At 73.5% G+C, this 22099-nt stretch carries 22 protein-coding genes; 10 read left to right on the top strand and 12 right to left on the bottom strand.

Annotated features, from left to right (window positions below; translation table 11 throughout):
* The first annotated feature begins 101 nt into the window (after positions 1 to 101).
* From ACF07V_RS15900 to ACF07V_RS15890, 3 genes are read left to right on the top strand one after another with little or no spacing between them, the layout of a single operon-like run.
* Positions 102 to 1442, top strand: coding sequence for a hypothetical protein (locus tag ACF07V_RS15900; RefSeq protein ID WP_392154586.1), 1341 nt, complete (start codon positions 102 to 104; stop codon positions 1440 to 1442).
* A 42-nt stretch (positions 1443 to 1484) separates the two neighbouring features.
* Positions 1485 to 2084 (top strand): pyridoxamine 5'-phosphate oxidase family protein, encoded by a 600-nt coding sequence (locus tag ACF07V_RS15895; protein ID WP_392154584.1) that lies wholly within the window; start codon positions 1485 to 1487, stop codon positions 2082 to 2084.
* 46 nt (positions 2085 to 2130) lie between these two features.
* Positions 2131 to 2823, top strand: coding sequence for a L,D-transpeptidase (locus ACF07V_RS15890; RefSeq protein ID WP_392154582.1), 693 nt, complete (start codon positions 2131 to 2133; stop codon positions 2821 to 2823).
* Between the two features lie 9 nt (positions 2824 to 2832).
* Here the strand turns inward: ACF07V_RS15890 and ACF07V_RS15885 are convergent, their stop codons facing one another.
* From ACF07V_RS15885 to argC, 5 genes are read right to left on the bottom strand one after another with little or no spacing between them, the layout of a single operon-like run.
* A complete protein-coding gene (locus ACF07V_RS15885; RefSeq protein WP_030214728.1) occupies positions 2833 to 3363 on the bottom strand; it encodes an arginine repressor in 531 nt (176 codons plus the stop codon).
* Positions 3364 to 3370: 7 nt separating this feature from the next.
* Positions 3371 to 4567: an acetylornithine transaminase gene (locus ACF07V_RS15880; protein WP_392154580.1), complete on the bottom strand. Its 1197-nt coding sequence runs from the start codon at positions 4565 to 4567 to the stop codon at positions 3371 to 3373.
* On the bottom strand, positions 4567 to 5475 hold the full coding sequence (gene argB, locus ACF07V_RS15875; RefSeq protein WP_392154579.1) for an acetylglutamate kinase: 909 nt from the start codon (positions 5473 to 5475) through the stop codon (positions 4567 to 4569). The genes ACF07V_RS15880 and argB overlap by 1 nt, the downstream gene beginning before the upstream one ends.
* Positions 5472 to 6638 carry a bifunctional glutamate N-acetyltransferase/amino-acid acetyltransferase ArgJ gene (gene argJ, locus ACF07V_RS15870; protein WP_392154577.1) on the bottom strand — a complete coding sequence of 389 codons (1167 nt, stop codon included), beginning with the start codon at positions 6636 to 6638 and terminating at the stop codon, positions 5472 to 5474. The genes argB and argJ overlap by 4 nt, the downstream gene beginning before the upstream one ends.
* Positions 6635 to 7663 carry an N-acetyl-gamma-glutamyl-phosphate reductase gene (argC, locus tag ACF07V_RS15865; protein WP_392154575.1) on the bottom strand — a complete coding sequence of 343 codons (1029 nt, stop codon included), beginning with the start codon at positions 7661 to 7663 and terminating at the stop codon, positions 6635 to 6637. Before argC ends, argJ begins: the two co-directional genes overlap by 4 nt.
* Before the next feature lie 253 nt (positions 7664 to 7916).
* On the opposite strand from argC, the gene argG reads away from it, so the two are divergent.
* The 3 genes from argG (at position 7917) to ACF07V_RS15850 (ending at position 12231) form a co-directional block, all read left to right on the top strand.
* The gene (gene argG, locus ACF07V_RS15860; protein ID WP_392154573.1) at positions 7917 to 9371 is read left to right on the top strand and encodes an argininosuccinate synthase; all 1455 of its coding nucleotides are present in this window, start codon (positions 7917 to 7919) and stop codon (positions 9369 to 9371) included.
* A gap of 137 nt (positions 9372 to 9508) precedes the next feature.
* The gene (locus tag ACF07V_RS15855; RefSeq protein ID WP_392154572.1) at positions 9509 to 10393 is read left to right on the top strand and encodes a sigma factor-like helix-turn-helix DNA-binding protein; all 885 of its coding nucleotides are present in this window, start codon (positions 9509 to 9511) and stop codon (positions 10391 to 10393) included.
* A gap of 239 nt (positions 10394 to 10632) precedes the next feature.
* Positions 10633 to 12231: an ABC-F family ATP-binding cassette domain-containing protein gene (locus ACF07V_RS15850; RefSeq protein WP_392154571.1), complete on the top strand. Its 1599-nt coding sequence runs from the start codon at positions 10633 to 10635 to the stop codon at positions 12229 to 12231.
* A 7-nt stretch (positions 12232 to 12238) separates the two neighbouring features.
* Here the strand turns inward: ACF07V_RS15850 and ACF07V_RS15845 are convergent, their stop codons facing one another.
* Positions 12239 to 12643, bottom strand: a complete 405-nt coding sequence (locus ACF07V_RS15845; protein WP_392154569.1) for a MerR family transcriptional regulator — start codon at positions 12641 to 12643, stop codon at positions 12239 to 12241.
* 344 nt (positions 12644 to 12987) lie between these two features.
* The gene (locus tag ACF07V_RS15840; protein ID WP_392154567.1) at positions 12988 to 14007 is read right to left on the bottom strand and encodes an MDR family NADP-dependent oxidoreductase; all 1020 of its coding nucleotides are present in this window, start codon (positions 14005 to 14007) and stop codon (positions 12988 to 12990) included.
* A 132-nt stretch (positions 14008 to 14139) separates the two neighbouring features.
* On the opposite strand from ACF07V_RS15840, the gene ACF07V_RS15835 reads away from it, so the two are divergent.
* Entirely contained in the window at positions 14140 to 14544 is a 405-nt protein-coding gene (locus tag ACF07V_RS15835) for a VOC family protein (protein ID WP_392154565.1), read from the top strand.
* Between the two features lie 3 nt (positions 14545 to 14547).
* Here the strand turns inward: ACF07V_RS15835 and ACF07V_RS15830 are convergent, their stop codons facing one another.
* The 4 genes from ACF07V_RS15830 to ACF07V_RS15815 all read right to left on the bottom strand — a co-directional run bounded on the left by ACF07V_RS15830 (position 14548) and on the right by ACF07V_RS15815 (position 18436).
* Positions 14548 to 15711 (bottom strand): methyltransferase, encoded by a 1164-nt coding sequence (locus tag ACF07V_RS15830; protein WP_392154563.1) that lies wholly within the window; start codon positions 15709 to 15711, stop codon positions 14548 to 14550.
* Between the two features lie 86 nt (positions 15712 to 15797).
* Positions 15798 to 16373: a histidine phosphatase family protein gene (locus ACF07V_RS15825; RefSeq protein ID WP_392154921.1), complete on the bottom strand. Its 576-nt coding sequence runs from the start codon at positions 16371 to 16373 to the stop codon at positions 15798 to 15800.
* Between the two features lie 69 nt (positions 16374 to 16442).
* Positions 16443 to 16895, bottom strand: coding sequence for a GNAT family N-acetyltransferase (locus tag ACF07V_RS15820; RefSeq protein WP_392154561.1), 453 nt, complete (start codon positions 16893 to 16895; stop codon positions 16443 to 16445).
* 104 nt (positions 16896 to 16999) lie between these two features.
* Entirely contained in the window at positions 17000 to 18436 is a 1437-nt protein-coding gene (locus ACF07V_RS15815) for a PLP-dependent aminotransferase family protein (protein WP_392154560.1), read from the bottom strand.
* Between ACF07V_RS15815 and ACF07V_RS15810 the strand changes: the two genes are divergently transcribed.
* Both ACF07V_RS15810 and ACF07V_RS15805 read left to right on the top strand, forming a co-directional pair.
* Positions 18435 to 19439, top strand: a complete 1005-nt coding sequence (locus ACF07V_RS15810; RefSeq protein WP_392154558.1) for a DMT family transporter — start codon at positions 18435 to 18437, stop codon at positions 19437 to 19439. The two genes, ACF07V_RS15815 and ACF07V_RS15810, sit on opposite strands and share 2 nt — an antisense overlap.
* Positions 19440 to 19526: 87 nt before the next feature.
* Positions 19527 to 19730 carry a DUF1918 domain-containing protein gene (locus tag ACF07V_RS15805; RefSeq protein WP_392154556.1) on the top strand — a complete coding sequence of 68 codons (204 nt, stop codon included), beginning with the start codon at positions 19527 to 19529 and terminating at the stop codon, positions 19728 to 19730.
* Between the two features lie 22 nt (positions 19731 to 19752).
* Here ACF07V_RS15805 and ACF07V_RS15800 read toward each other — a convergent pair whose 3' ends face one another.
* Positions 19753 to 20997 (bottom strand): glycoside hydrolase family 10 protein, encoded by a 1245-nt coding sequence (locus tag ACF07V_RS15800; protein WP_392154555.1) that lies wholly within the window; start codon positions 20995 to 20997, stop codon positions 19753 to 19755.
* 200 nt (positions 20998 to 21197) lie between these two features.
* Between ACF07V_RS15800 and ACF07V_RS15795 the strand changes: the two genes are divergently transcribed.
* Positions 21198 to 22058 (top strand): 3-hydroxybutyryl-CoA dehydrogenase, encoded by an 861-nt coding sequence (locus tag ACF07V_RS15795; protein WP_392154553.1) that lies wholly within the window; start codon positions 21198 to 21200, stop codon positions 22056 to 22058.
* The last annotated feature ends 41 nt before the right edge of the window (positions 22059 to 22099 follow it).

The following is a 22099-nucleotide window of genomic DNA, read 5'->3' as shown; positions in this document are numbered from 1 at the left end:
ATAGGCATAACTATGCGGATGGCCGTATGTTTTGTCAATCGCGGTCCGGGGGCGGCGAAAATCATGAGCGCCCCGGTACACCCTGTCCCTACGCTCCGCCCATGGAGGACACCCACACCGCAGGAGCCACCCGACTGGCCCGGGGAACGCCGCTCGCCTCGGCGATCGACACCTCGGACGCCGCCGCCTGGACGGGTCTCGACCTCGCCGTGCGGCAGCTCGCCCGTACCCGCCCGTCCGCGCTGCCGGACCACCCGTGGGCGACCGGCCGCCGCTTCCACTGGTCCTGGGACGCGCCGCTGCCCACCCTGAACCTCTCCCGCCGCGAACCCGGCACGCCCGAGCTCGCCCTCGCGCTCTGCCACCCCGACGGCCGGATACGCGAGGCGGCCCTGCGCCGCGCGGCCCTCCTTCCCGCCGCGGACCTGCGGCCGCTGCTGCCCCTGGTGGCGATCCGCTGCGCGGACTGGGCGGAGGCCGTACGGGGGCCGGCCCGCGACCTGCTGCGGGCCGCGCTCCCCGGTGCCGGACCCGACGCGATCGCCGCCCTGGCGCCCGTCGTCCTGCGGATCGCAGGCCGCCGGCACGGCGAGGCCGCCCGGACCCTCCTCGAAGCCGAACTCCGGGAGGGCCCGGTGCCCGTCCTCGACACCGCCCTCGCCCGCGACGACCGGGCGACCCGGCGTCTGGCCCACCGGATCGCCGTCGAGCGGCGACACCTCTCCCCCGAGCGCTGCGCCGAGGCCGCCGCCACCGATCCGGACGTGGTGATCCAGGACATCTGCGCGGACGGCGCCGTCGCCGGGGTCGGCCCCGAGACCGGGGAGGAGGTGCTCCTGCCGCTGCTGCGCTCCCGCCACTCGCGGGTGCGCGCGGCCGGGGTGACGGCGCTGCGCCCGGCCGGGCGCCCCGGGGAGGCCGAGGCGTACCTGGCGGACCGGTCGGCCCTGGTGCGGGCGTGCGCGCGGTACGTGCTGCGGCAGTACGGCGTGGAGGCCGCACCGCTCTACCGCGCCCTGTGCGCGAGCGCGTCGGTGCCCCCGGCCGCTCCCCTCGGGCTCGCCGAGTGCGGCGCGCGCGAGGACGCCGCTCTGCTGTGGGACCTCACGGGCCACCCGCACCCCGGAGTGCGGGCCCACGCCGTCGCCGGGCTGCGGGGCCTGGACGCGGTGGACGCGGCGCGCCTGGTGCCGCTCCTCGACGATCCCGCGCCCGGAGTCGTACGGGAGACGGCAACCGCCCTCGTGCCCTACCGGGAGCGGCTGCCGGTGGCGGGGCTGCGGGCCCGGCTCGGGACCGAACACCCCCGGCACGTGCGCGTGGGGGCGTTCCGACTGCTCGTCGCGCACGGCGGACCGGACCTTCGGGAGATCGCCTGGTCGCTGCTCGACGACGCCGAGCCGAAGCTGCGCGCCAACTCCCGGGCACTGCTCGGGAGCTGACGCCCGGGGCCGGACGGCACCCGGGTGGGCGAGAATCGGACCATGGCAAAGACGTACGAGCGTATCGACGGACGGCTTCGGTCCTTCATCGAGGACCAGCCGGTGTTCTTCACCGCGACCGCTCCCCTCACCGGCGACGGTCACGTGAACCTCTCCCCCAAGGGCCGCAGGGGCACGCTCGTCGTGCTCGACGAACTGACCCTCGCCTACGTCGACTTCGGCGGCAGCGGCGCCGAGACGATCGCGCACCTGCGGGAGCCGGGGAACGGACGGATCACGCTGATGTGGACCGCCTTCTCGGGGCCGCCGACCGTCGTGCGGGTGCACGGCACGGGCGAGGCCGTGCTGCGGGACGATCCGCGGTGGGGCGAGCTGTTCGCGCGGTTCCCGGCCGAGGCCGTCGAGGGGCAGGGCAGCGCGCGGGCGATCGTCGTCGTGCACGCCCGGCGGATCAGCGACGCCTGCGGGTTCGCCGTCCCGCTGATGGAGTACCAGGAGGACCGGCAGCTGCACGCCGAGTACTTCAACCGGAAGACGGACCGGGAGTTCAGCGACTACTGCGCGAGCAAGGACCACATCGCGAGCAGCCTGGACGGACTCCCCGGTCTTCCGCTTCCGTTGCCCCCGCTGCCCGCCGAATAGCCCCGTACGACGGGCGGGCGCACGACCGCCGTCCTAGCGTCGCGGCATGCGTACCCTTCTCGCCCTCGGCACCGCCCTGCTCTCCCTCGGCGCCGCGCCCGCACCCGCACCCGCACCGCTGCCCGCGCGGATGGCCGACACCGGCGGGGGCTCCCAGCTGATCACGGCCGAGGCCTCGGACACGGACTCCACCACGGGCACGCTGACGTGGTGGGACCGGCGCGGCGGGCGGTGGGTCGTGGCGGGATCCGCGCCCGCCCGCTTCGGGGCCAACGGGCTCGCCGAGGGCGGATCGCGCCGGCAGGGCACGAACACCACGCCCACCGGGCTCTACCGGCTGCCGTACGCCTTCGGGGTGCGGTCCCGGCCGGCCGGGACCCGCTTCCCGTACGCCCGGGTCACCGAGCGGTCCTGGTGGTGCCAGGACAACGCCTCGCGCGCGTACAACCGCTGGGTCGAGGGGCTGCCCCGGGACTGCCGGGCCGGCGAGGCCGAGCATCTCGCCTCGTACGGCACGCAGTACGCGTACGCGCTCGTCATCGGCTTCAACTACGAGCGTCCGGTGCGCGGGCGCGGGGCCGGGATCTTCCTGCACGTCAACGGGCGCGGGGCGACCGCCGGTTGCGTCTCCGTGCCGGCCGACGCGATGCGCGCGGTCCTCGCCTGGGCGGATCCCGCGCGCCGACCGCACATCGCCGTCGGAACGCGGGGCGGTCCGACGGCGATCACGCGGTATTGATCCCGGGGGCTACTTCTGGGCCAGCTTCAGGAGGTGGTCGGCGAGCGCCTGCCCGCCGACCGGGTCGCGGCTGATGAGCAGCAGCGTGTCGTCACCCGCGATGGTGCCGAGGATGGCGTGGAGTTCGGCCTGGTCGATGGCCGACGCGAGGAACTGGGCGGCGCCCGGCGGGGTCCGCAGCACCACCAGGTTGGCGGAGGCCTCGGCGGAGATCAGCAGTTCGCCGGAGAGGCGCCGCATGCGCTCCTCCTTCGCGGACTCGCCGAGCGGCGCCTGCGGGGTGCGGAAGCCGCCCTCGCTGGGCACCGCGTAGATCAGCTCGCCGCCGGTGTTGCGGATCTTCACCGCGCCGAGCTCGTCGAGGTCGCGGCTGAGCGTCGCCTGGGTGACGCTCAGCCCGTCGTCCGCGAGCAGCTTGGCGAGCTGGCTCTGCGAGCGCACCGGCTGCCGGTTGAGGATGTCGACGATCCTGCGGTGGCGTGCGGTGCGGGTCTGCGGAACGGACGGCCCGCCGTGCTCGTTCTCCTGCGCGTCGGTCATCGTCGTCTCATTCTCCGGTTCGTCCTTGCCCGTTCGCCTCGTCCAGGACCCCGGGCAGCGCCCGGAGGAAGGCGTCCGCCTCGGCGTCGGTGAGGACCAGCGGAGGCATGATCCGTACCACGTCGGGTGCGGGCGCGTTCACCAGGAGGCCCGCGTCCTGGGCCGCCTGCTGCACCTGGGGTGCGAGGGGCCCGGTGAGCACGATACCCAGCAGGAGGCCCGCACCACGGACGTGGGAGACCAGCGGGTGCCCCAGACCCTCGATTCCCTGCCGCAGCCGCTCCCCGACCGACTTCACGTGGTCGAGGGCCGCGTCGGCGCCGAGGGTGTCCAGGACGGCGAGTCCGGCGGCGCAGGCCACCGGGTTGCCGCCGAAGGTGGTGCCGTGGTGGCCGGGCGTGAAGAGCTCCGCGGCCTCGCCGAAGGCGACGGTCGCGCCGAGCGGGAGGCCGCCGCCGAGGCCCTTGGCGAGGGTCACGACGTCCGGCTCGACGCCCTCGTGGGCCTGGTGCTCGAACCAGTGGCCGCACCGGCCGATGCCGGTCTGCACCTCGTCGAGGACGAGGAGGGTGCCGGTGGCGCGGGTGATCTCCCGGGCGGCCCTGAGGTAGCCGGCGGGCGGGACGACGACGCCGTTCTCGCCCTGGATGGGCTCGATGATGACGAAGGCGGTGTCCTCGGTGACCGCGGCCCGCAGCGCCTCCACGTCCCCGTAGGGCACGTGGGTGACGTCGCCGGGGAGCGGCAGGAACGGGGTCTGCTTGCCGGGCTGGCCGGTGAGCGCGAGGGAGCCCATGGTCCGGCCGTGGAAGCCGCCGTCGGTGGCGACCATGTGGGAACGGCCGGTGAGCCGGCCGATCTTGAACGCGGCCTCGTTGGCCTCGGCGCCCGAGTTGCAGAAGAAGACCTTGCCGGGGCGGCCGAAGAGGCCGAGGAGCCGCTCGGCCAGGGCGACGGGCGGCTCGGCGACGAAGAGGTTGGAGACGTGGCCGAGGGACCCGATCTGCCGCGACACGGCCTGGACGACGGCCGGGTGGGCGTGTCCGAGGGCGTTGACGGCGATGCCGCCGACGAAGTCCAGGTACTCCTTGCCGTCCGCGTCCCAGACCTTGGCGCCCTCACCGCGGACGAGCGGCAGCCGGGGGGTGCCGTAGTTGTTCATGAGCGAGCCCTGCCAGCGCTCGGTCAGCTCCGTGTTGCTCATCACGACTCCCCCGTCGTCCCGTCCGGCACGACCATCGTGCCGATGCCCTCGTCCGTGAAGATCTCCAGCAGGATCGAGTGCTGGACCCGGCCGTCGATGACGCGGGCCGTGGTGACCCCGTTCCGTACGGCGTGCAGGCAGCCCTCCATCTTGGGGACCATGCCGCTGGAGAGCTCGGGCAGCAGCTTCTCCAGCTGGCTCGCGGTGAGCCTGCTGATGACCTCGTCGCTGTTGGGCCAGTCCTCGTAGAGGCCCTCGACGTCGGTCAGGACCATCAGGGTCTCGGCACCCAGCGCCGCAGCGAGTGCCGCAGCCGCCGTATCAGCATTGACGTTGTAGACATGTCCGTCGTCCTGGGAGCGGGCGATGGAGGAGATGACCGGGATCCGGCCGTCCTCCAGGAGTGCCTTGATGGCGCCGGTGTCGATGGCGGTGATCTCGCCGACGCGGCCGATGTCGATCGTCTCGCCGTTTATCACCGGCTGGTGCTTGGTGGCGGTCATGGTGTGGGCGTCCTCGCCGGTGAGGCCGATGGCGAGCGGGCCATGCTGGTTGAGCAGGCCGACGAGTTCGCGCTGGACCTGGCCCGCGAGCACCATCCGGACGACGTCCATCGCCTCGGGGGTGGTGACCCGCAGGCCCGCCTTGAACTCGCTGACCAGGCCTGCCTGGTCGAGGGCGGCGTTGATCTGGGGGCCGCCGCCGTGCACGACGACCGGCTTGAGGCCGGCGTGGTGCAGGAAGACGATGTCCTGGGCGAAGGCGGCCTTGAGGTCCTCGTCGATCATGGCGTTGCCGCCGAACTTGATGACGACGGTCTTGCCGTGGTGGCGGGTGAGCCAGGGCAGTGCCTCGATCAAGGTCTGCGCCTTCGGGAGGGCGGTGTGCTTCCGCGCGGTGTTGGTCATGACGAGTACGCGCTGTTCTCGTGGACGTAGTCCGCGGTGAGGTCGTTCGCCCAGATGACGGCGGACTCGGTGCCGGCGGCGAGGTCGGCGGTGATGGTGACCTCCCGGTAGCGCATGTCGACCAGGTCGCGGTCCTCGCCGACGGAGCCGTTCTTGCAGACCCAGACGCCGTTGATGGCGACGTTGAGCCGGTCGGGCTCGAAGGCCGCCTTCGTGGTGCCGATGGCGGAGAGCACCCGGCCCCAGTTGGGGTCCTCGCCGTGGATGGCGCACTTGAGGAGGTTGTTGCGGGCGATGGAGCGGCCCACCTCGACGGCGTCGTCCTCGGTCGCGGCGTTGATCACCTCGATGCGGATGTCCTTGCTGGCGCCCTCGGCGTCGCCGATGAGCTGCCGGGCGAGGTCGTCGCAGACGGTCCGTACGGCCTCGGCGAACTCGTCCTGCGCGGGGGTGACGCCGGCGGCGCCGGAGGCGAGGAGGAGGACGGTGTCGTTGGTGGACATGCAGCCGTCGGAGTCCACGCGGTCGAACGTGAGCCGGGTGGCGGTCCGCAGGGCGGCGTCGAGGCCCTTGGCGTCGACGTCCGCGTCGGTGGTGAGGACGACGAGCATGGTGGCGAGGCCGGGGGCGAGCATGCCCGCGCCCTTGGCCATGCCGCCGACGGTCCAGCCGTCCTTGGTGACCACGGAGGTCTTGTGGACGGTGTCGGTGGTCTTGATGGCGATGGCGGCCTTCTCGCCGCCGTGCTCGGAGAGTTCGGCGGCGGCCGTCTCGACTCCGGGGAGCAGCTTGTCCATGGGGAGCAGGACGCCGATGAGGCCGGTGGAGGCCACGGCAATCTCGCCGGCGCCGACCTCCGTGCCCTGCGCGCTCAGGGCCTCGGCGACCTTCTCGGCGGTGGCGTGGGTGTCCTGGAAGCCCTGGGGGCCGGTGCAGGCGTTGGCGCCGCCGGAGTTGAGGACGACCGCGGTGAGCTCGCCGTCGGCGAGGACCTGCTGGGACCAGACGACGGGCGCGGCCTTGACGCGGTTGGAGGTGAAGACTCCCGCGGCGGCGCGGCGGGGCCCGGTGTTGACCACGAGGGCCAGGTCCGGGTTGCCGTTCGACTTGATCCCGGCGGCGATGCCCGCTGCCGTGAATCCCTTCGCTGCGGTGACGCTCATGGAGCGACTCCAATCGTGGAAAGTCCGGTGGCCTCGGGAAGCCCGAGGGCGATGTTCATGCTCTGCACCGCACCGCCGGCGGTGCCCTTGGTGAGGTTGTCGATGGCGCTGATGGCGATGATCCGGTTCGCGTTCGCGTCGTACGCGACCTGCACCTGAACGGCGTTGGAACCGTAGACGGACGACGTGGCGGGCCACTGCCCCTCGGGGAGCAGGTGGACGAAGGGCTCGTCCGCGTAGGCCTTCTCGTACGCGGCCCGTACGGTCTCGGCGGTGACTCCGGGCTTCGCGGTGGCGGTGCAGGTGGCGAGGATGCCGCGGGGCATCGGCGCCAGGGTGGGCGTGAAGGAGACGGTGACCCGCTCCCCCGCCGGTCCGCTGAGGTTCTGGATCATCTCGGGCGTGTGGCGGTGCCCGCCTCCGACGCCGTACGGGGACATGTTGCCCATGACCTCGCTGCCGAGCAGGTGCGGCTTGGCGGCCTTGCCCGCGCCGGAGGTGCCGGAGGCGGCGACGATCACGGCCTCGGGCTCGGCGAGCCCCTCCGCGTACGCCGGGAAGAGCGCGAGCGAGACGGCGGTCGGGTAGCAGCCGGGGACCGCGACCCGCTTGGACCCCTCGAGGGCGGCGCGGGCGCCCGGCAGTTCGGGGAGGCCGTAGGGCCAGGTCCCGGCGTGCGGGGAGCCGTAGTACGTCTCCCAGTCGGTCGGGTCCTTGAGGCGGAAGTCGGCGCCCATGTCGACGACGAGGACGTCGGGCCCGAGCTGCTCGGCGACGGCGGCGGACTGGCCGTGCGGCAGCGCGAGGAAGACCACGTCGTGTCCGGCGAGCTCCTCGGCGGTGGTGGGCGCGAGGACGCGGTCGGCGAGCGGGAGCAGGTGGGGCTGGAGGGCCCCGAGGCGCTGGCCGGCGTTGGAGTGGCCGGTCAGTGTCCCGATCTCCACGTGGGGGTGGGCGACGAGGAGACGCAGGAGCTCTCCGCCCGCGTATCCGCTCGCACCCGCCACAGCTACTCGTACCGTCATCGAAACCCTCCTCATGGATGGCATGACTATACGTGCTGCCGAACTTTTATACAACGACACGCTCTCGGCGGGAGGATATTCCCTCTTTACTACTTGAAGTGTGCTTTTCGAGGGAGACGTACCGCAATGAGGGCGCGGCGGCGGCTTCCGGTGGCCGGGCCGGGGGAACTGCCGGAGGATCGGAATGTGGGGGTGCGCACCTTCGGGGGAGCACCCCTTTGCATGACCATGCGAGATGATGCATACTCTTCCCATGTCCAAGGTCCTCACCTCCCTGCCCGCCGGCGAGCGCGTCGGCATCGCCTTCTCCGGCGGCCTCGACACGTCCGTCGCCGTCGCATGGATGCGCGACAAGGGCGCCATCCCCTGCACCTACACCGCCGACATCGGCCAGTACGACGAGCCCGACATCGCCTCGGTGCCCGGCCGCGCGAAGACCTACGGTGCCGAGATCGCGCGCCTGGTCGACTGCCGCGCCGCGCTGGTCGAGGAAGGCCTGGCCGCGCTCACCTGCGGCGCGTTCCACATCCGCTCGGGCGGCCGCGCCTACTTCAACACCACCCCGCTCGGCCGCGCCGTCACCGGCACCCTGCTGGTCCGGGCGATGCTCGAGGACAACGTCCAGATCTGGGGCGACGGCTCGACCTTCAAGGGCAACGACATCGAGCGGTTCTACCGCTACGGCCTGCTCGCCAACCCGCACCTGCGGATCTACAAGCCCTGGCTGGACGCGGACTTCGTGACCGAGCTCGGCGGCCGCAAGGAGATGTCGGAGTGGCTGCTCGCCCACGACCTCCCCTACCGGGACAGCACCGAGAAGGCGTACTCCACCGACGCCAACATCTGGGGCGCCACCCACGAGGCCAAGACCCTGGAGCACCTGGACACGGGCGTCGAGACCGTCGACCCGATCATGGGCGTGAAGTTCTGGGACCCGTCGGTCGAGATCGCCACCGAGGACGTCACGATCGGCTTCGAGCAGGGCCGCCCGGTGACGATCAACGGCAAGGAGTTCCACTCCGCCGTCGACCTGGTCATGGAGGCCAACGCCATCGGCGGCCGCCACGGCATGGGCATGTCCGACCAGATCGAGAACCGGATCATCGAGGCCAAGAGCCGCGGCATCTACGAGGCCCCGGGCATGGCGCTGCTGCACGCCGCGTACGAGCGCCTGGTCAACGCGATCCACAACGAGGACACCCTCGCCCAGTACCACAACGAGGGCCGCCGCCTCGGCCGGCTCATGTACGAGGGCCGGTGGCTGGACCCGCAGGCCCTCATGGTCCGCGAGTCGCTCCAGCGCTGGGTCGGCGCGGCCGTCACCGGCGAGGTCACGCTGCGCCTGCGGCGCGGCGAGGACTACTCGATCCTCGACACCACGGGCCCGGCGTTCAGCTACCACCCGGACAAGCTGTCCATGGAGCGCACCGAGGACTCGGCCTTCGGCCCGGTGGACCGGATCGGCCAGCTCACCATGCGCAACCTCGACATCGCCGACTCGCGCGCCAAGCTGGAGCAGTACGCAGGCCTCGGCCTGATCGGCACCGGCAGCCCGTCCATCGGCGCCGCCCAGGCGGCCGCGACCGGCCTGATCGGCACCATGACGCAGCTGCCCGAGGGCGGCGCCGAGGCCATCGCCTCCCGCGGCGAGGTCTCCGAGGACGAGGAGATGCTGGACCGGGCCGCGATGGAGTTCGGCACGGACTGACGCACCGCGCCCCCACCACGGAAAGGCCGGTTCGACACCTCGGTGTCGGGCCGGCCTTTCCGCTGTGCCGAGCCCTGTCACATACCGGCGGGCCCTCTCGTCAACGCGGTGACGGAACCGACGAGGAGTGAGGCGCCATGCACGACGACACGTTTCTGACCGCCCTGACCGGGCGGTTCGACGCCCACGAGGAGCAGTTGCGGGCCGTCGCCCTGCGGATCACGGGGTCGCCCGCTGAGGCCGAGGAGGCGCTCGCGGTGGCCCGGGCGGGGCTCCGGCAGGACGACGGTGCGACGGTGCGCGCGTGGCTGACGGCAGCGGTGGGCGAGGCCTGCGTGCGAAGGCTCCAGGAGCGCGAGGCCCGGGGGTGGGGGCCGGGGCGGTGCGACGACGCCGGGAGTTCCGGTGGGGCGCCCGGGCCAGGCGGGGCCGATCGTCCCGGCGAGTCCCCCGCTTCGGGGGATGCCGGGGTCGACTCCCTGTGGCTGGCGTTGCTCGCGATGCTGGAGCGGCTCAAGGGCGAGGAGCGGCTGGCCTATGTCCTGCACGATGCGTTCGGGTTGCCGGCGCACGAGACCGCCCGGATCACCGGCGGTTCGCCCGAGGCCGCCGCTCGGCTCGCGCAGCGGGCACGGGAGCGGATCCGGGGCGGCGGGGCGGACCGTACCGAGGGGGAGCAGGGGCGGCAGCGCGCCGTGGTGGACCGGTTCCTCGCGGCCGTACGCGCGCGTGATGTCCGCGCACTGGTGGGCGTCCTCGACCCGGAGGTCGTCGCCTACTCCGAGGGCGGTCCGGTGCACGGGGTCGCCGCGGTCGCCGAGACGGCCGCCGCCTTCGCCCGGAGCACGGACGTGTCCCGGCCGGCGCTGGTCGACGGGGCCGTCGGCGCGGTCGGGTTCGCCGCCGGCCGGCCGGTCTCGGCCTTCGCGGCCACCCTGCGGCGGGACCGGATCGTCACCCTCTCGCTCACCACCGGGGAGGACCGGGTGCGCGGCCTCGACCTGGCCTTTCCCGACTCCTGAGGCTCGGGGCTTCCCGGATCCCGGGGCGCGGGGCCGTCCCGGCTCCTGAGGCGTTTGGTTTCCCGACTCCTGAGGCGCCGGGCCTTCCCGGCTCCCGAGGCGCGGGCGGGGCGAAATCCCGGTGCGTCCGGGAGTCCGTTCCGTTAGCCTCGACGGCATGTCTACGCCCCGAATCTCCTAGCTGAGGACCCGCACCCACGCCACCCGTGTGTCCTCAAGCCTGTTCGGAGCGTTATCCCATGATCACCGTTCGTGGTGCCGACGTGCGCGTCGGCGCCCGGCTCCTGCTGTCCGGCGTCTCCTGCCACGTCGCCCCCGGCGACCGGATCGGCCTGGTCGGCCGCAACGGCGCCGGCAAGACCACCCTCCTCGACACCCTGGCCGGGCTGCGTGCCCCGGCCGCCGGCACCGTCACCCGTACCGGCTCCGTCGGCCATCTCGCGCAGGACTCGCGGGCCGCCGACCCCTCCGTGACCGTCACCGACCGGATCCTCTCCGCGCGCGGCCTCGACCGGGCGGTCCGGCGGCTCGCGGAGGCCGCCCGCCGGCTCGGCGAGGCGCCCGACGCGCGGGCGCTCGCCGCGTACGACGCCGCCGAGACCGCCTTCGAGGCGGGCGGCGGTTACGCGGCGGAGGCGGAGGCCGCCCGGGTCGCGGCCGGCCTCGGCCTGCCCGTCGAGCTCATGGACCGGCCCGTCGGCCGGCTGTCCGGCGGCCAGAAGCGCCGGGTCGAGCTGGCCCGCATCCTCTTCGCCGGACACGGGCGGGAGGGCACGCTGCTGCTCGACGAGCCGACCAACCACCTGGACGCCGACTCGATCGGCTGGCTGCGCGGCCACCTCGCCGCCCACCGGGGCGGACTCGTGCTGATCAGCCACGACCTGCGGCTCCTGGCCGACACCGTGAACCGGGTCTTCCGTCTCGACCCGCAGCGGGCCTCGCTCGACGTCCACAACACCGGCTGGGACGCGTACCTCGCGCAGCGGGACGCCGACGAGCGGCGCCGGGTGCGCGAGCGCGCCAGCGCCGAACGGAAGGCGGCCGCCCTGCACGCGCAGGCGGACCGCATGAAGTCCCGCGTGGCGACGGCGACGACGGCCCGCAGCATGGCCCGCCGGGCCGACCGGATGCTCGCCGGGCTCGACCCGGCGCGACAGGCCGAGCGGGTCGCCCGTATCCGGCTGCCCGAGCCTGCTCCCTGCGGCCGGACACCGCTGGGCGCCGTGTCGCTCACCAAGGCGTACGGGGAGCGGCCGGTGCTCGACGGGGTGGACCTGGCCGTCGACCGGGGCAGCCGGCTCGTCGTCCTCGGGCTCAACGGCGCCGGCAAGACGACCCTGCTGCGGCTCCTCGCCGGACAGGAGGCTCCCGACGCGGGGCGGGTGGTGCGCGGGCACGGGCTGCGGCTCGGCTACTTCGCCCAGGAGCACGAGACGCTCGACCCGTCGCGCACGGTCCGCGAGAACCTCGCGGCGGCCGCTCCGCACCTGACGGACGGAGAGGTACGGTCCGTGCTCGGCGCGTTCCTGTTCCGGGGCGACGACGCCGACAAGCCGGCCGGGGTGCTCTCCGGCGGGGAGAAGACACGGCTCGCGCTGGCCGCCCTGGTCCACTCCGGAGCGAACGTGCTGCTCCTGGACGAGCCCACCAACAACCTCGATCCCGCGTCGCGCGACGAGGTCCTGGCGGCCGTGGGCACGTATCCGGGCGCGATCGTGATGGTCACGCACGACGAGGGCGCGATCGACGCGCTGCGCCCCGAGCGGGTCCTGCTGCTCCCGGACGCGGACGAGGACCTGTGGAACGCGGAGTACCGGGAGCTGGTCGCCCTGGCGTGAGTACCCCTCAGCCGGTCGCGGCGGCCGGGGTTTCCGGGTGCGGCGGGGGCGCCGAGCGGGCCGCCAGTTCGTCGCGCTGACGTGTGAGGCGGGCGATCTCCGCGTCGAGGGCCGCGAGCCGGCGGCTCACGACCGGGGACGCCCGCACGCAGACGCCCTCGGGGACCCGGCGGGAGCGGATCGCGTCCACGTCGAGGAGGGGCAGGCGGTCCACGCACGCGCGTACGTCCTCGATCGTCAGGCCGAGGGCGAGGAGTTCCCGCACGACCCGGACGCGGGCCACGTCGTCCGGTCCGTAGCGCCGCTGGCCGGTGGGGGTGCGGTCGGGCGGCGGGAGGAGGCCCCGCTGCTCGTAGAGGCGCAGGGCCCGGGGTGTGGTCCCCGCCGCTGCCGCCGCGTCACCGATCCGCATGCCGTCCGCCCTTCGTCGTGGGGACGGTCGCGGCCGTGGAACGGGGGCGCGACCGTCGCCGCGGCCGCGACGATCGCCGGGGGCGCGCCAGCCGCCGGCACCGTGGTCGCCCCCGTCGCCTCGCCGCCGCCGGCACCGTCGTCGCCCCCGTCGCCTCGCCGTCCCAGTCACCGCCGTCGCCGTCCCGGTCACCGCCGTCGCCGTCCCGGTCACCGCCGTCGCCGTCCCGGTCACCGCCGTCGCCGTCCCGGTCACCGCCGTCGCCGTCCCGGTCACCGTCATCGCCGTCCCGGTCACCGCCGTCGCCGTCCCGGTCACCGCCGTCCCGGTCACCGCCGTCGCCGTCACGGCAACTCGACCACGACCGCGCCGAGATGCCGTCCCTCCATCACCTCCCGCAACGCCTCTGCGGCCCGATCCATGCCCGCCACCCTGACGTGCGGGAAGGTGATCTCCCCGGCGCGCAGCCAGTCGCCGAACCTGCCCCGCCACTCGGCCTCCGTCTCCGGGTGGTCGAGCGGGCTGAAGCCGCGCAGGGAGACCCGCTTGAGGACGAGCGGGTACGAATCGAGCTCCACGCGCGCGGTGGCTCCGCTCCCCTCCGGATCGAGCTGGCCGGACAGGGCGCCGACGAGGACGGCCCGCGCGCCGGGGCGGGCGGCGGCGACCGCCGCGCTCAGCTGCTCGCCGCCGACCGTGTCGAGGAGGACGTCGACGCCCTCGGGTGCGGCTTCGGCGAGCTGCGCGGCGAAGGGTGCGGCGGCGCCCCGGACGACGGCGGCGTCGTAGCCGAGTTCGGTGACGAGCCGCTCGGCCTTGGCCGGTGAGCCGGTGCTGCCGATCACCCGGCCCGCGCCGAGGAGCCGGGCGATCTGCCCGGCCATCGTGCCGACGGCGCCGGCCCCGCCGGTGACGAGGACCGTGTCCCCGGCGCGTATCCCGGTGCCGCGGGTGAGGGCGGCGTACGCGGTCCAGCCCTGGGAGAGGTGGGCGACGGGGTCGGGCAGGGTGTCGCCGAGGGGCGTGCAGCCGGCCGCGGACACGGCGGCGTACTCGCGCCAGCCCTGCCAGTGGGAGACGAGGTCTCCGGGGCGCAGGCCGCTGCCGTCGGGGGCGGACACGACCTCGCCGACGGCCGCGCCGAAGAGGGGGTCGCCGGGTTCGACGGGCGGGAAGGGCGCGCCCTTCACTCCCCCGCCGATCAGGGTCCGCAGCGCGGCGGAGACCGCGAACCAGCGGTTCCTGACGAGGACTTCGCCGGGGGCCGGGACGGGCAGGGCGGCGTGGACGAGTGCGAGGTGCTCGGGTGCCGGGAGGCCGCGCTCGGGTCGGGTGCGCAGCCGGATCTCGCGGTGGGTGGCCATGGGGGCGCTCCAGGAGGAGGTCGGTCGGGTCGGCGGGACCGTAAACCCTGACCCGCGCGTCAGGGTCAAGTCCGTGGTGGGCGAGGGAGATCCCCGAGGGCGGCGGCGACCGGGACGTCCTAGCCTGGAGGCATGATCATCCATGCTGAGACCCGGGTACGGGTCGCCCGCCCTTCGCGGGATCTGGCCGCCGCCGAGCGGTTCTACGTGGACGGGCTCGGCCTCGACGTGCAGTGGCGGAGCACCGAGCGGGTGCCCGGGAAGCACGACCTGCTCATGGTCGGGCCCCCGGACGGCAGCTGGCACTTCGAGCTGACCCATGACCCCGAGCGTCCGCTGGAGCCCACCCCGACCGTCGACGACCTGTTCGTCGTCTACCTCGGCGCGCCCGTCGAGGAGGAGCAGGTGGAGCGGCTGCTCGCCGCCGGCGGGACCCGGGTGCCGGCGCACAACCCGTACTGGGACGAGTGGGGCGTCACGGTCGCCGACCCCGACGGATACCGGCTCGTGCTCTGTTCCAGATCCTGGGGCCGGTGAGCCTCAGCCCCTCTTGACGGCGCGCAGCACCACGAACTTCGCGTCGCTGGCGACGAGTTCGCTGTTGCCGAAGATCCTGCGCAGCGTGACGTGGTACCCGAGGTGCCGGTTGCCGATGACCCACAGTTCGCCGCCGGGCCGCAGCGCGCGCCGTGCGTCGGTGAACATCCGGCGGGCGGTGCGGTCGGTGGTGGCCTGGTGGCTGTGGAACGGCGGGTTGTTGAGGACGAGGTCCATCGAGCCGGGGGCGAGTTCGGTGAGGCCGTCGCCGACGAGGAACTCGGCCTTGCGGTCCGGGCCCACGTGGGCGCGGAAGTTCTCCTCGGCCGAGGCGACCGCCGGGTACGACTCGTCGGTGAAGACCAGTTCCGCCTCGGGTTCGTGGAGGGCGATGGCGAGGCCGACGACGCCGTTGCCGCAGCCGAGGTCGGCGACGCGGGCCCGGCCGAGACCGCCCGGCAGGTTCGCGAGGAAGAAGCGGGTGCCGATGTCGAGGCGGTCGGCGCAGAACACGCCGGCGTGGTTGGTGACGGTGAGTCCGGGGAGGCCGGGCGCGGGGGTGTCCGCCGGGAGGGCGTACCGCAGGGGCCACGGGTTCGGCCCGGGCGTGAGGGACGGATCGGGGGTGGTGTGGATCAGCCGGGCCTTCTTCACCGCGAGCGAGGTGCGGGTGGGGCCGAGGATCCGCTCGAAGAGCTTGAGCGTGGAGGTGTGGATGTCCTTGACCATGCCCGTGCCGACGATCACGGTGTCCTCGTGCACGGCGGGCGCGAGCCGGTGGAGCTGGTCCTCCAGGAGCGCGAGGCTCTTGGGGACGCGGACGAGGAGCACGTCGATCCGCTCGGGCGGCGGGTCCTGGGTGGTGAGGAGCCGGACGGAGTCCGGGGCGGCCCCGGCGCGCGCGAGGTTGGCCCGGGTGGCCTGCCCGCCGAGGTACGAGTCGGTGATCTGGACGAGTTCTCGGGGTCCCGCGGCCTGGAGCGCGGTGACGAGGGCTCCCCAGCGGTCGCCGAGGACGGCGACGGTGCCGGAGAGGTCGGTGCCGGTCTCGGCGAGGTGCCCGAGGAGGTACTCGTCGGACGCGTCCCAGGCGCGGAGCTGGTCGCGCGGGTCCTCGGGGAAGCGGGTCAGCGTGAAGGCGCCCCATGACGTGCTCAAACGGTTCATCGTGGTCTCAGGCTAGCCGGTCGGGGGCCCGGTTCCCCACCTTCGCGCGCCCGCGGGGGGCCGTCAGCCGCGCCCGCGGGGGGCCGTCAGCACGGGGCGGTGGCGAGCTGGAGGTGCCAGAGGCCGGGGCGGCCGGTGAGGGTGACCGTGGAGAGGGGGCGGACGTCGACGTTCCAGTAGGTGGCGGGCGGTGCCTTGAGGGCGTACACGAGGGCGGCCCGTACGACGGAGGGTTCGGCGACGGCGACGATGGAGCCGTCCTCGGCGGGGCGCGTGTCGAGCCAGTTCCCTATCCGGGTGATGAAGGCGAGGAGTGGTTCGCCGCCGTGCGGGGCCGTGCGGGCGTCGGTGAGCCAGGCGTCGACGGCGGCCGGTTCGAGGGCGGCGACCTCGGCGAGGGTGAGGCCCCGCCAGCGGCCCATGTCGCAGTCGCGGAGGGCGGGCTGGGCGAGCGGCGCGTAGCCGAGGGCGGTGCCGGTGGCGCGGCTGCGCGGGGTCGGGGAGCAGTAGCGCAGTTCGGCCGCGCCGAGCGGGATGAGCGCGGGCGCGGCCTGCTGCACCTCGTACCAGCCGGCCTCGTCGAGCGGCCGGTCGTCGTCGAAGCGTTCGGCGAGCAGGGAGGAGCTGCGTGCCGCCGTGACGAGCGTCACCCGAAGACTCATGGCCGCGATGGTGAGGCCGGTGGCGCCGCTGGTCAAGGGGTCATGGGGTGGGGTCGGAGGGGGTCGGGCTCACTGCTGCCCGAGAGCCATCCACTTGTCCGGATTCTGCAGTGGCGTGAAACCCACCTTCTCGTACACGCCGTGCGCGTCGGCGGTGGCGAGCATGATGCGGCGCAGTCCGTACGGTGCGAGGTGGTCGCGGACGGCGGTGACGAGCGCGGTGCCGAGGCCGGTGCCGCGGGCCGGGCGGTCGACGTAGACGTCGCAGAGCCAGGCGAAGGTGGCGTAGTCGGTGACGACGCGCGCGTAGGCGCTCATCTCGCCGGTCTCGCGGTGGTAGGCGCCGAGGTTCAGCGAGCCGGCGATGGCCCGGTCCTGCTTCTCCCGAGGTCGGCCGAGGGCCCAGTAGGCGTCGGTGGACAGCCAGTGGTGGACGCGGGCCGCGTCGATCCTGGCGGGGTCGGCTGAGATCTCGTACGCCCCGTGCATGACGGGGGTGTCGGTGGCGGTGCTGTCGCTCATGCGCGAAGGCTTCCAGGGGCGCGCGGGCTTGTCAGGCGAATTTGCCCCGGGCCAGGGACGGGGGCGGGGCCGCGCCGACGGCGGGTGCGGCCCGGCCCCCGGGGTCAGCCGGTGAGTTCGTCGATCGCCGTCCGCAGGCGGCGCACGCCCTCGACGATCTCCGTGGGGCCCGCGACACCCGCGAAACTCAGCCGGATGTGGCCGGCGGGGGGTTCGGCGCAGAAGTAGGGGCGGCCGGGGGCGGCGGTGACCCCGGCCCGCAGGGCGGCGGCGAGGAGGGAGGCCTCGGGGAGGGTCTCGGGGAGGCGCAGCCAGAGCTGGTAGCCGCCGGAGGGCACGTACGGCAGGGCGAGTTCGGGGAGGTGGAGGGCGAGGGCGCCGGTCATGACGTCCCGGCGGCTCTTGAGCTCCTGGGCGACGGCCCGGAGGTGGCGGGGCCAGGCCGGGGAGCCGACGAGTTCGAGCGCGGCCTCCTGGAGGGGCCGGGGGACGAAGAAGCTGTCGACGACCTGGATGGCGCGCAGTCGTTCGAGGACGGGCCCGCGGGCGGCGAGGGCACCCACGCGGAGGCTCGCCGAGGTGATCTTGGTGAGCGAGCGGACGTGGACGACGACGCCGTCGGGGTCGTCGGCGACGAGCGGCGCGGGGAGCGGCCCCGCGTCCGCGTGGACGAGGCGGCGGGCGAAGTCGTCCTCGACGACGAAGGCCCCGGCGGCGCGGGCGATGCGGACGACGTCGCGGCGGCGTTCGGGGCTCAGCGTGGTCCCGGTCGGGTTCTGGAAGAGCGGCTGGCTGACGAAGACGCGGGCGCCGGTGGCGCGGAAGGCGGCTTCGAGGAGTTCGGGGCGGACTCCGTCGGCGTCGGTCGGCACGGGGACGGGGCGGAGTCCGGCGGCGCGGGCGACGGCGAGCATGCCGGGGTAGGTGGGCGATTCGACGAGGACGGGGGTGCCGGGCGGGGCGAGGGCGCGCAGGGCCGTGGTGATCGCGGACTGGCCGCCGGCGGTGACCAGGACGTCGGCGGCGGTGATGCTGCCGCCGATCTCGCGGGCGAACCATTCGCGCAGTTCGGGCAGGCCGTCGGTGGGCGGTCTGCCCCAGGCGCCGGGGCGGCGGCCGGCCCGGGCGAGGGCCGCGGCGAGGGCGCTCTCGGGCTGGAGGGAGGGGTGGAGGTAGCCGCCGTTGAACTCGATCACGCCGGGCGGGGGTGCGGAGAGGGTGACGAGGACACCGGAGGCGTCGACGGCCCGGGGGACGAGTTCGGTGGCGGTGTCGGCGCTGAGCGCGACCTCCTGCCAGGAGGTGTCCCCGGCGACCGGTGTGGGGGTGCGCGGTTCGGCGCGGAAGGCGCCGGCGCCTGGGCGGGTGACGACGAGGCCTTCGGCGGCGAGCTGGGCGAGGGCCCGGGTGACGGTGACCGGGGAGACGTGGTAGCGCTCGACGAGCGCCCTGCTCGATGGCAGTTTTCCACCGGGAGAGTAGCGGTCGAGTTCCGCTCTCAGGGATTTCGCCAGTTCCGCGACACTGCTACGCTCATGCATGAGAACACAGGATAGCGCTACTGCCTCGACCACGATAGCGGTCACTGCTACCGGATCCTCCCGGACCGGGTCCACCGGCACCGCCGCCCCGGCTGCGGCCGGGGTCGCGACCCCGGCCGCCGGCGCGACCCCCGCCGCCTCCTCCCCCAGGACCAGCGGCACCCTGCTCGCCGGGCTCGGCGTGATCTCCTTCTCCCTCACCTTCCCCTCGACCGTCTGGGGCCTGGAGAGCTTCGGCCCCTGGTCGCTGGTGGCCGTGCGCTCCACCCTCGCCGCGCTCATCGCCGGCGCCTTCCTCCTCGCGGGCCGGGTGCCGCTGCCCGAGCGCCGCCACTGGGCGGGCCTCGCGGTGGTCGCCTGCGGTGTCGTCATCGGCTTCCCGCTCCTGACCACGCTGGCCCTGCAGACCTCCACCACCTCGCACGCCGCCGTCGTCGTGGGGCTGCTGCCGCTCACCACCGCGACCCTGGCAGCCGTGCGGACCGGCCGCCGGCCGTCCCGTACCTTCTGGTTCGCGGCCGTCTCCGGCGCCCTGGTGGTACTGGGCTTCACGCTCAAGGAGAGCGGCGGCTCGTTCTCCACGGGCGACCTGTACCTCTTCGGGGCGCTGCTCGTGTGCGCGGCCGGATACACCGAGGGGGGCCGGCTCGCGGCGCTCATGCCGGGCTGGCAGGTCATCGGCTGGGCCCTGGTCCTCTGCCTGCCGCTGATGGTGGCCGCCTCGGCCGTGACGCTGTCGATCGAGCCGGTCCATCTGAACGCGCACGGAGTCATCGGCCTCGCCTGGGTCGCCGCAGGCTCCACCTTCTTCGGCCTGTACGTCTGGTACCGCGGCATGGCCGCGATCGGCATCCCCAAGGCCAGCCAGCTCCAGCTCGCCCAGCCGCTGCTCACCCTCTTCTGGTCGGTCTTCCTCCTCGGCGAGACCCTGCCGCTCGCGGCGCCGGTCGCGGCGGTGGCGGTCCTGGTCTGCATCGCGGTCACCCAGCGGGCGAAGAGCTGACGCGACGAATCCGGGCGGAACGGGTCACAATGGCAGTCAGAGACCTGCGCAGGACAGGACAAGCCCGGTCGCGAGGAGGTCAGCCCGATGCAGGCGAGCGTGGGCGACAAGCTGCTGGTACACGGCCGGACCGTCGGTCATCACGACCGCACGGCCGAGGTCCTTCAGGTACTGGGGGAGAACGGCACTCCCCCGTACCGCGTCAAGTTCGACGACGACGGCCACGAGGCCCTGATGTCGCCGGGCCCCGACACCGTCGTACGCCACCGTCCCGAGATGGGGACCCGCTGAGGCCCCACCACCGGCCGAGCCCCTACTTCGGCGGACGGACCCCGGTCGGGTAGTGATCGGCCACCACGGTGGTCATCGCCCCGATCGGGTCCGCGGCGACCTCCTTCGCGGAGAAGAAGCAGTGGCCACCGACCGAGGGGTACGTGCGGGCCAGCGCCAGGTGGCGTGAGAGTTCCCGCGGGTCCTGCCAGGCCGCGGGCTGGGCGGGATCGCCCGCCTTGTAGAGCGCCTCGCCGATGTAGAGGCCGACGCCCGTGTCCCGGACCACCGCGTCCCACCAGGGCAGCAGCTTGGCGTAGTCGGCGGCCGGCAGCCCGATGTTCCAGTACAGCTGGGGGATCACGTAGTCGATCCAGCCCTCCCGGATCCACTTCCGGGTGTCGGCGTACAGATCGTCGTACGTCTGGACACCGGCGCGGGTGTCCGAGCCCTCCGGGTCGGTGGCGATGTTCCGCCAGACCCCGAAGGGGCTGATGCCGAAGGCCGTGTGCTTCCTGGTCTCCTTGATCCGGGCGGCCATCTCCGAGACCAGCAGATCGGTGTTGTTCCGCCGCCAGGACGCCTTGTCGGGGAAGTCCCCGCCGTACCGTGCGTACGCCTCGTCGTCGGCGAAGACCTGCCCCGCCACCGGGTACGGATAGAAGTAGTCGTCCCAGTGCACGGCGTCGATGTCGTAGCGGCGCAGCGCGTCCAGCATCGCGTCCTGGACGAAGCCCCGGACCTCGGGCAGCCCCGGGTTGTAGTAGAGCTTCCCGCCGTGGGGCAGCACCCATTCCGGGTGGAGCCGGGCCGGATGGCCGGGGACGAGCCGGCTGGGATCCGTGTGATTCGCCACGCGGTACGGGTTGAACCAGGCGTGCAGTTGGAGCCCCCGGGCATGGGCCTCGTCGACGGCCGTGCCCAGCGGGTCCCAGCCGGGATCGCGGCCCTGCGTGCCGGTCAGGTACTGCGCCCACGGCTCGTACGGCGAGGGCCAGATCGCGTCGGCGGTCGGACGGACCTGGAGCACCACCGTGTTGAGCCGGCGCTCGACCGCCGTGTCCAGGTGGCGGAGGAGCTCGGCGCGCTGCTGCTCGGCGGTCAGACCGGCCCGGGAGGGCCAGTCGCGGTTGGCGACCGTCGCCAGCCACATCCCGCGGAACTCCCGCCGGCGGTGCGACGTCCCGGGCGCCGGGCGCGGCTTCGCCCGTAACGACTGCTCGGCGCCGGCCGCGGACGCCACTGTCGTTCCCGTCACGGCGAGCGCCGCTCCGGTGGCGCCGGCCACGAACCCTCTTCTGCCGATAGGCCGCACTTGTACCCCTCCTCTGTCGGATACGTCACACGCACCCGGACAGCATGCCCGCCCCGGACGATCGATCATCGGTTAATGAGCGGTAACGTCGTGGGGGTAGAGGCGGACGCACCCGGAATCACACGGGCCCCCCGCCGCCGGAGAAGAGCGAAAGGCACGAGGTGACGGACTCCATGGCCGACATTGAGCGCGTCGGAGTGGTGGGCTGCGGCCAGATGGGCGCGGGCATCGCAGAGGTGTGTGCCCGGAGCGGCCTTGACGTGAAGGTGGCCGAGACCACCGGCGAGGCGCTGGAGATCGGCCGCACGCGGCTCTACAACTCGCTGAACAAGGCCGCCGAACGCGGCAAGATCAGCGAGGAGGAGCGGGACGCCACGCTCGCCCGTCTCAGCTTCACCACCGACCTGGGCGAGTTCGCCGACCGCGACCTCGTCATCGAGGCGGTCGTGGAGAACGAGCAGGTCAAGACCGAGATCTTCCAGGTCCTCGACCAGGTGATCACCCGGCCGGACGCGATCCTGGCCTCGAACACCTCCTCCATCCCGCTGGTGAAGCTGGCGGTGGCGACCTCCCGCCCCGACCAGGTCATCGGCATCCACTTCTTCAACCCGGCCCCGGTGCAGAAGCTCGTCGAGCTGATCCCGGCCCTCACCACCTCCGAGGGCACGATCAGCCGGGCCCAGGCCTTCGCGGAGAAGGTGCTCGGCAAGCACGCGATCCGCGCCCAGGACCGCTCCGGCTTCGTGGTCAACGCGCTGCTCGTGCCGTACCTGCTCTCGGCGATCCGGATGTTCGAGTCGGGCATCGCGAGCCGCGAGGACATCGACAACGGCATGGAGTTCGGCTGCGCCCACCCGATGGGCCCGCTGAAGCTCTCCGACCTGATCGGCCTGGACACCATCGCGTCGATCGCCGACTCGATGTACTCCGAGTTCAAGGAGCCGCTGTACGCCGCTCCCCCGCTGCTCCAGCGCATGGTGGACGCGGGCCGGCTGGGCCGGAAGACGGGCTCGGGCTTCTACCCGTACAGCTGACCCCAGGCCCCCCAGACCCGGAGTCCGGCGTCCGACCCCTG

This window comes from Streptomyces sp. NPDC015661 (assembly GCF_043077765.1).
GTDB lineage: Bacteria > Actinomycetota > Actinomycetes > Streptomycetales > Streptomycetaceae > Streptomyces.
Note: the sequence above shows the minus strand (reverse complement) of the source record. Positions and strands in the feature narration are given on the sequence as shown.

Coding starts and splice junctions, on each gene's coding strand:
- ACF07V_RS15900 (WP_392154586.1), top strand. CDS start 102: ATGGAGGACACCCACACCGCAGGAGCCACCCGACTGGCCCGGGGAACG.
- ACF07V_RS15895 (WP_392154584.1), top strand. CDS start 1,485: ATGGCAAAGACGTACGAGCGTATCGACGGACGGCTTCGGTCCTTCATC.
- ACF07V_RS15890 (WP_392154582.1), top strand. CDS start 2,131: ATGCGTACCCTTCTCGCCCTCGGCACCGCCCTGCTCTCCCTCGGCGCC.
- ACF07V_RS15885 (WP_030214728.1), bottom strand. CDS start 3,363: ATGACCGACGCGCAGGAGAACGAGCACGGCGGGCCGTCCGTTCCGCAG.
- ACF07V_RS15880 (WP_392154580.1), bottom strand. CDS start 4,567: ATGAGCAACACGGAGCTGACCGAGCGCTGGCAGGGCTCGCTCATGAAC.
- argB (WP_392154579.1), bottom strand. CDS start 5,475: ATGACCAACACCGCGCGGAAGCACACCGCCCTCCCGAAGGCGCAGACC.
- argJ (WP_392154577.1), bottom strand. CDS start 6,638: ATGAGCGTCACCGCAGCGAAGGGATTCACGGCAGCGGGCATCGCCGCC.
- argC (WP_392154575.1), bottom strand. CDS start 7,663: ATGACGGTACGAGTAGCTGTGGCGGGTGCGAGCGGATACGCGGGCGGA.
- argG (WP_392154573.1), top strand. CDS start 7,917: ATGTCCAAGGTCCTCACCTCCCTGCCCGCCGGCGAGCGCGTCGGCATC.
- ACF07V_RS15855 (WP_392154572.1), top strand. CDS start 9,509: ATGCACGACGACACGTTTCTGACCGCCCTGACCGGGCGGTTCGACGCC.
- ACF07V_RS15850 (WP_392154571.1), top strand. CDS start 10,633: ATGATCACCGTTCGTGGTGCCGACGTGCGCGTCGGCGCCCGGCTCCTG.
- ACF07V_RS15845 (WP_392154569.1), bottom strand. CDS start 12,643: ATGCGGATCGGTGACGCGGCGGCAGCGGCGGGGACCACACCCCGGGCC.
- ACF07V_RS15840 (WP_392154567.1), bottom strand. CDS start 14,007: ATGGCCACCCACCGCGAGATCCGGCTGCGCACCCGACCCGAGCGCGGC.
- ACF07V_RS15835 (WP_392154565.1), top strand. CDS start 14,140: ATGATCATCCATGCTGAGACCCGGGTACGGGTCGCCCGCCCTTCGCGG.
- ACF07V_RS15830 (WP_392154563.1), bottom strand. CDS start 15,711: ATGAACCGTTTGAGCACGTCATGGGGCGCCTTCACGCTGACCCGCTTC.
- ACF07V_RS15825 (WP_392154921.1), bottom strand. CDS start 16,373: ATGAGTCTTCGGGTGACGCTCGTCACGGCGGCACGCAGCTCCTCCCTG.
- ACF07V_RS15820 (WP_392154561.1), bottom strand. CDS start 16,895: ATGAGCGACAGCACCGCCACCGACACCCCCGTCATGCACGGGGCGTAC.
- ACF07V_RS15810 (WP_392154558.1), top strand. CDS start 18,435: ATGAGAACACAGGATAGCGCTACTGCCTCGACCACGATAGCGGTCACT.
- ACF07V_RS15815 (WP_392154560.1), bottom strand. CDS start 18,436: ATGCATGAGCGTAGCAGTGTCGCGGAACTGGCGAAATCCCTGAGAGCG.
- ACF07V_RS15805 (WP_392154556.1), top strand. CDS start 19,527: ATGCAGGCGAGCGTGGGCGACAAGCTGCTGGTACACGGCCGGACCGTC.
- ACF07V_RS15795 (WP_392154553.1), top strand. CDS start 21,198: ATGGCCGACATTGAGCGCGTCGGAGTGGTGGGCTGCGGCCAGATGGGC.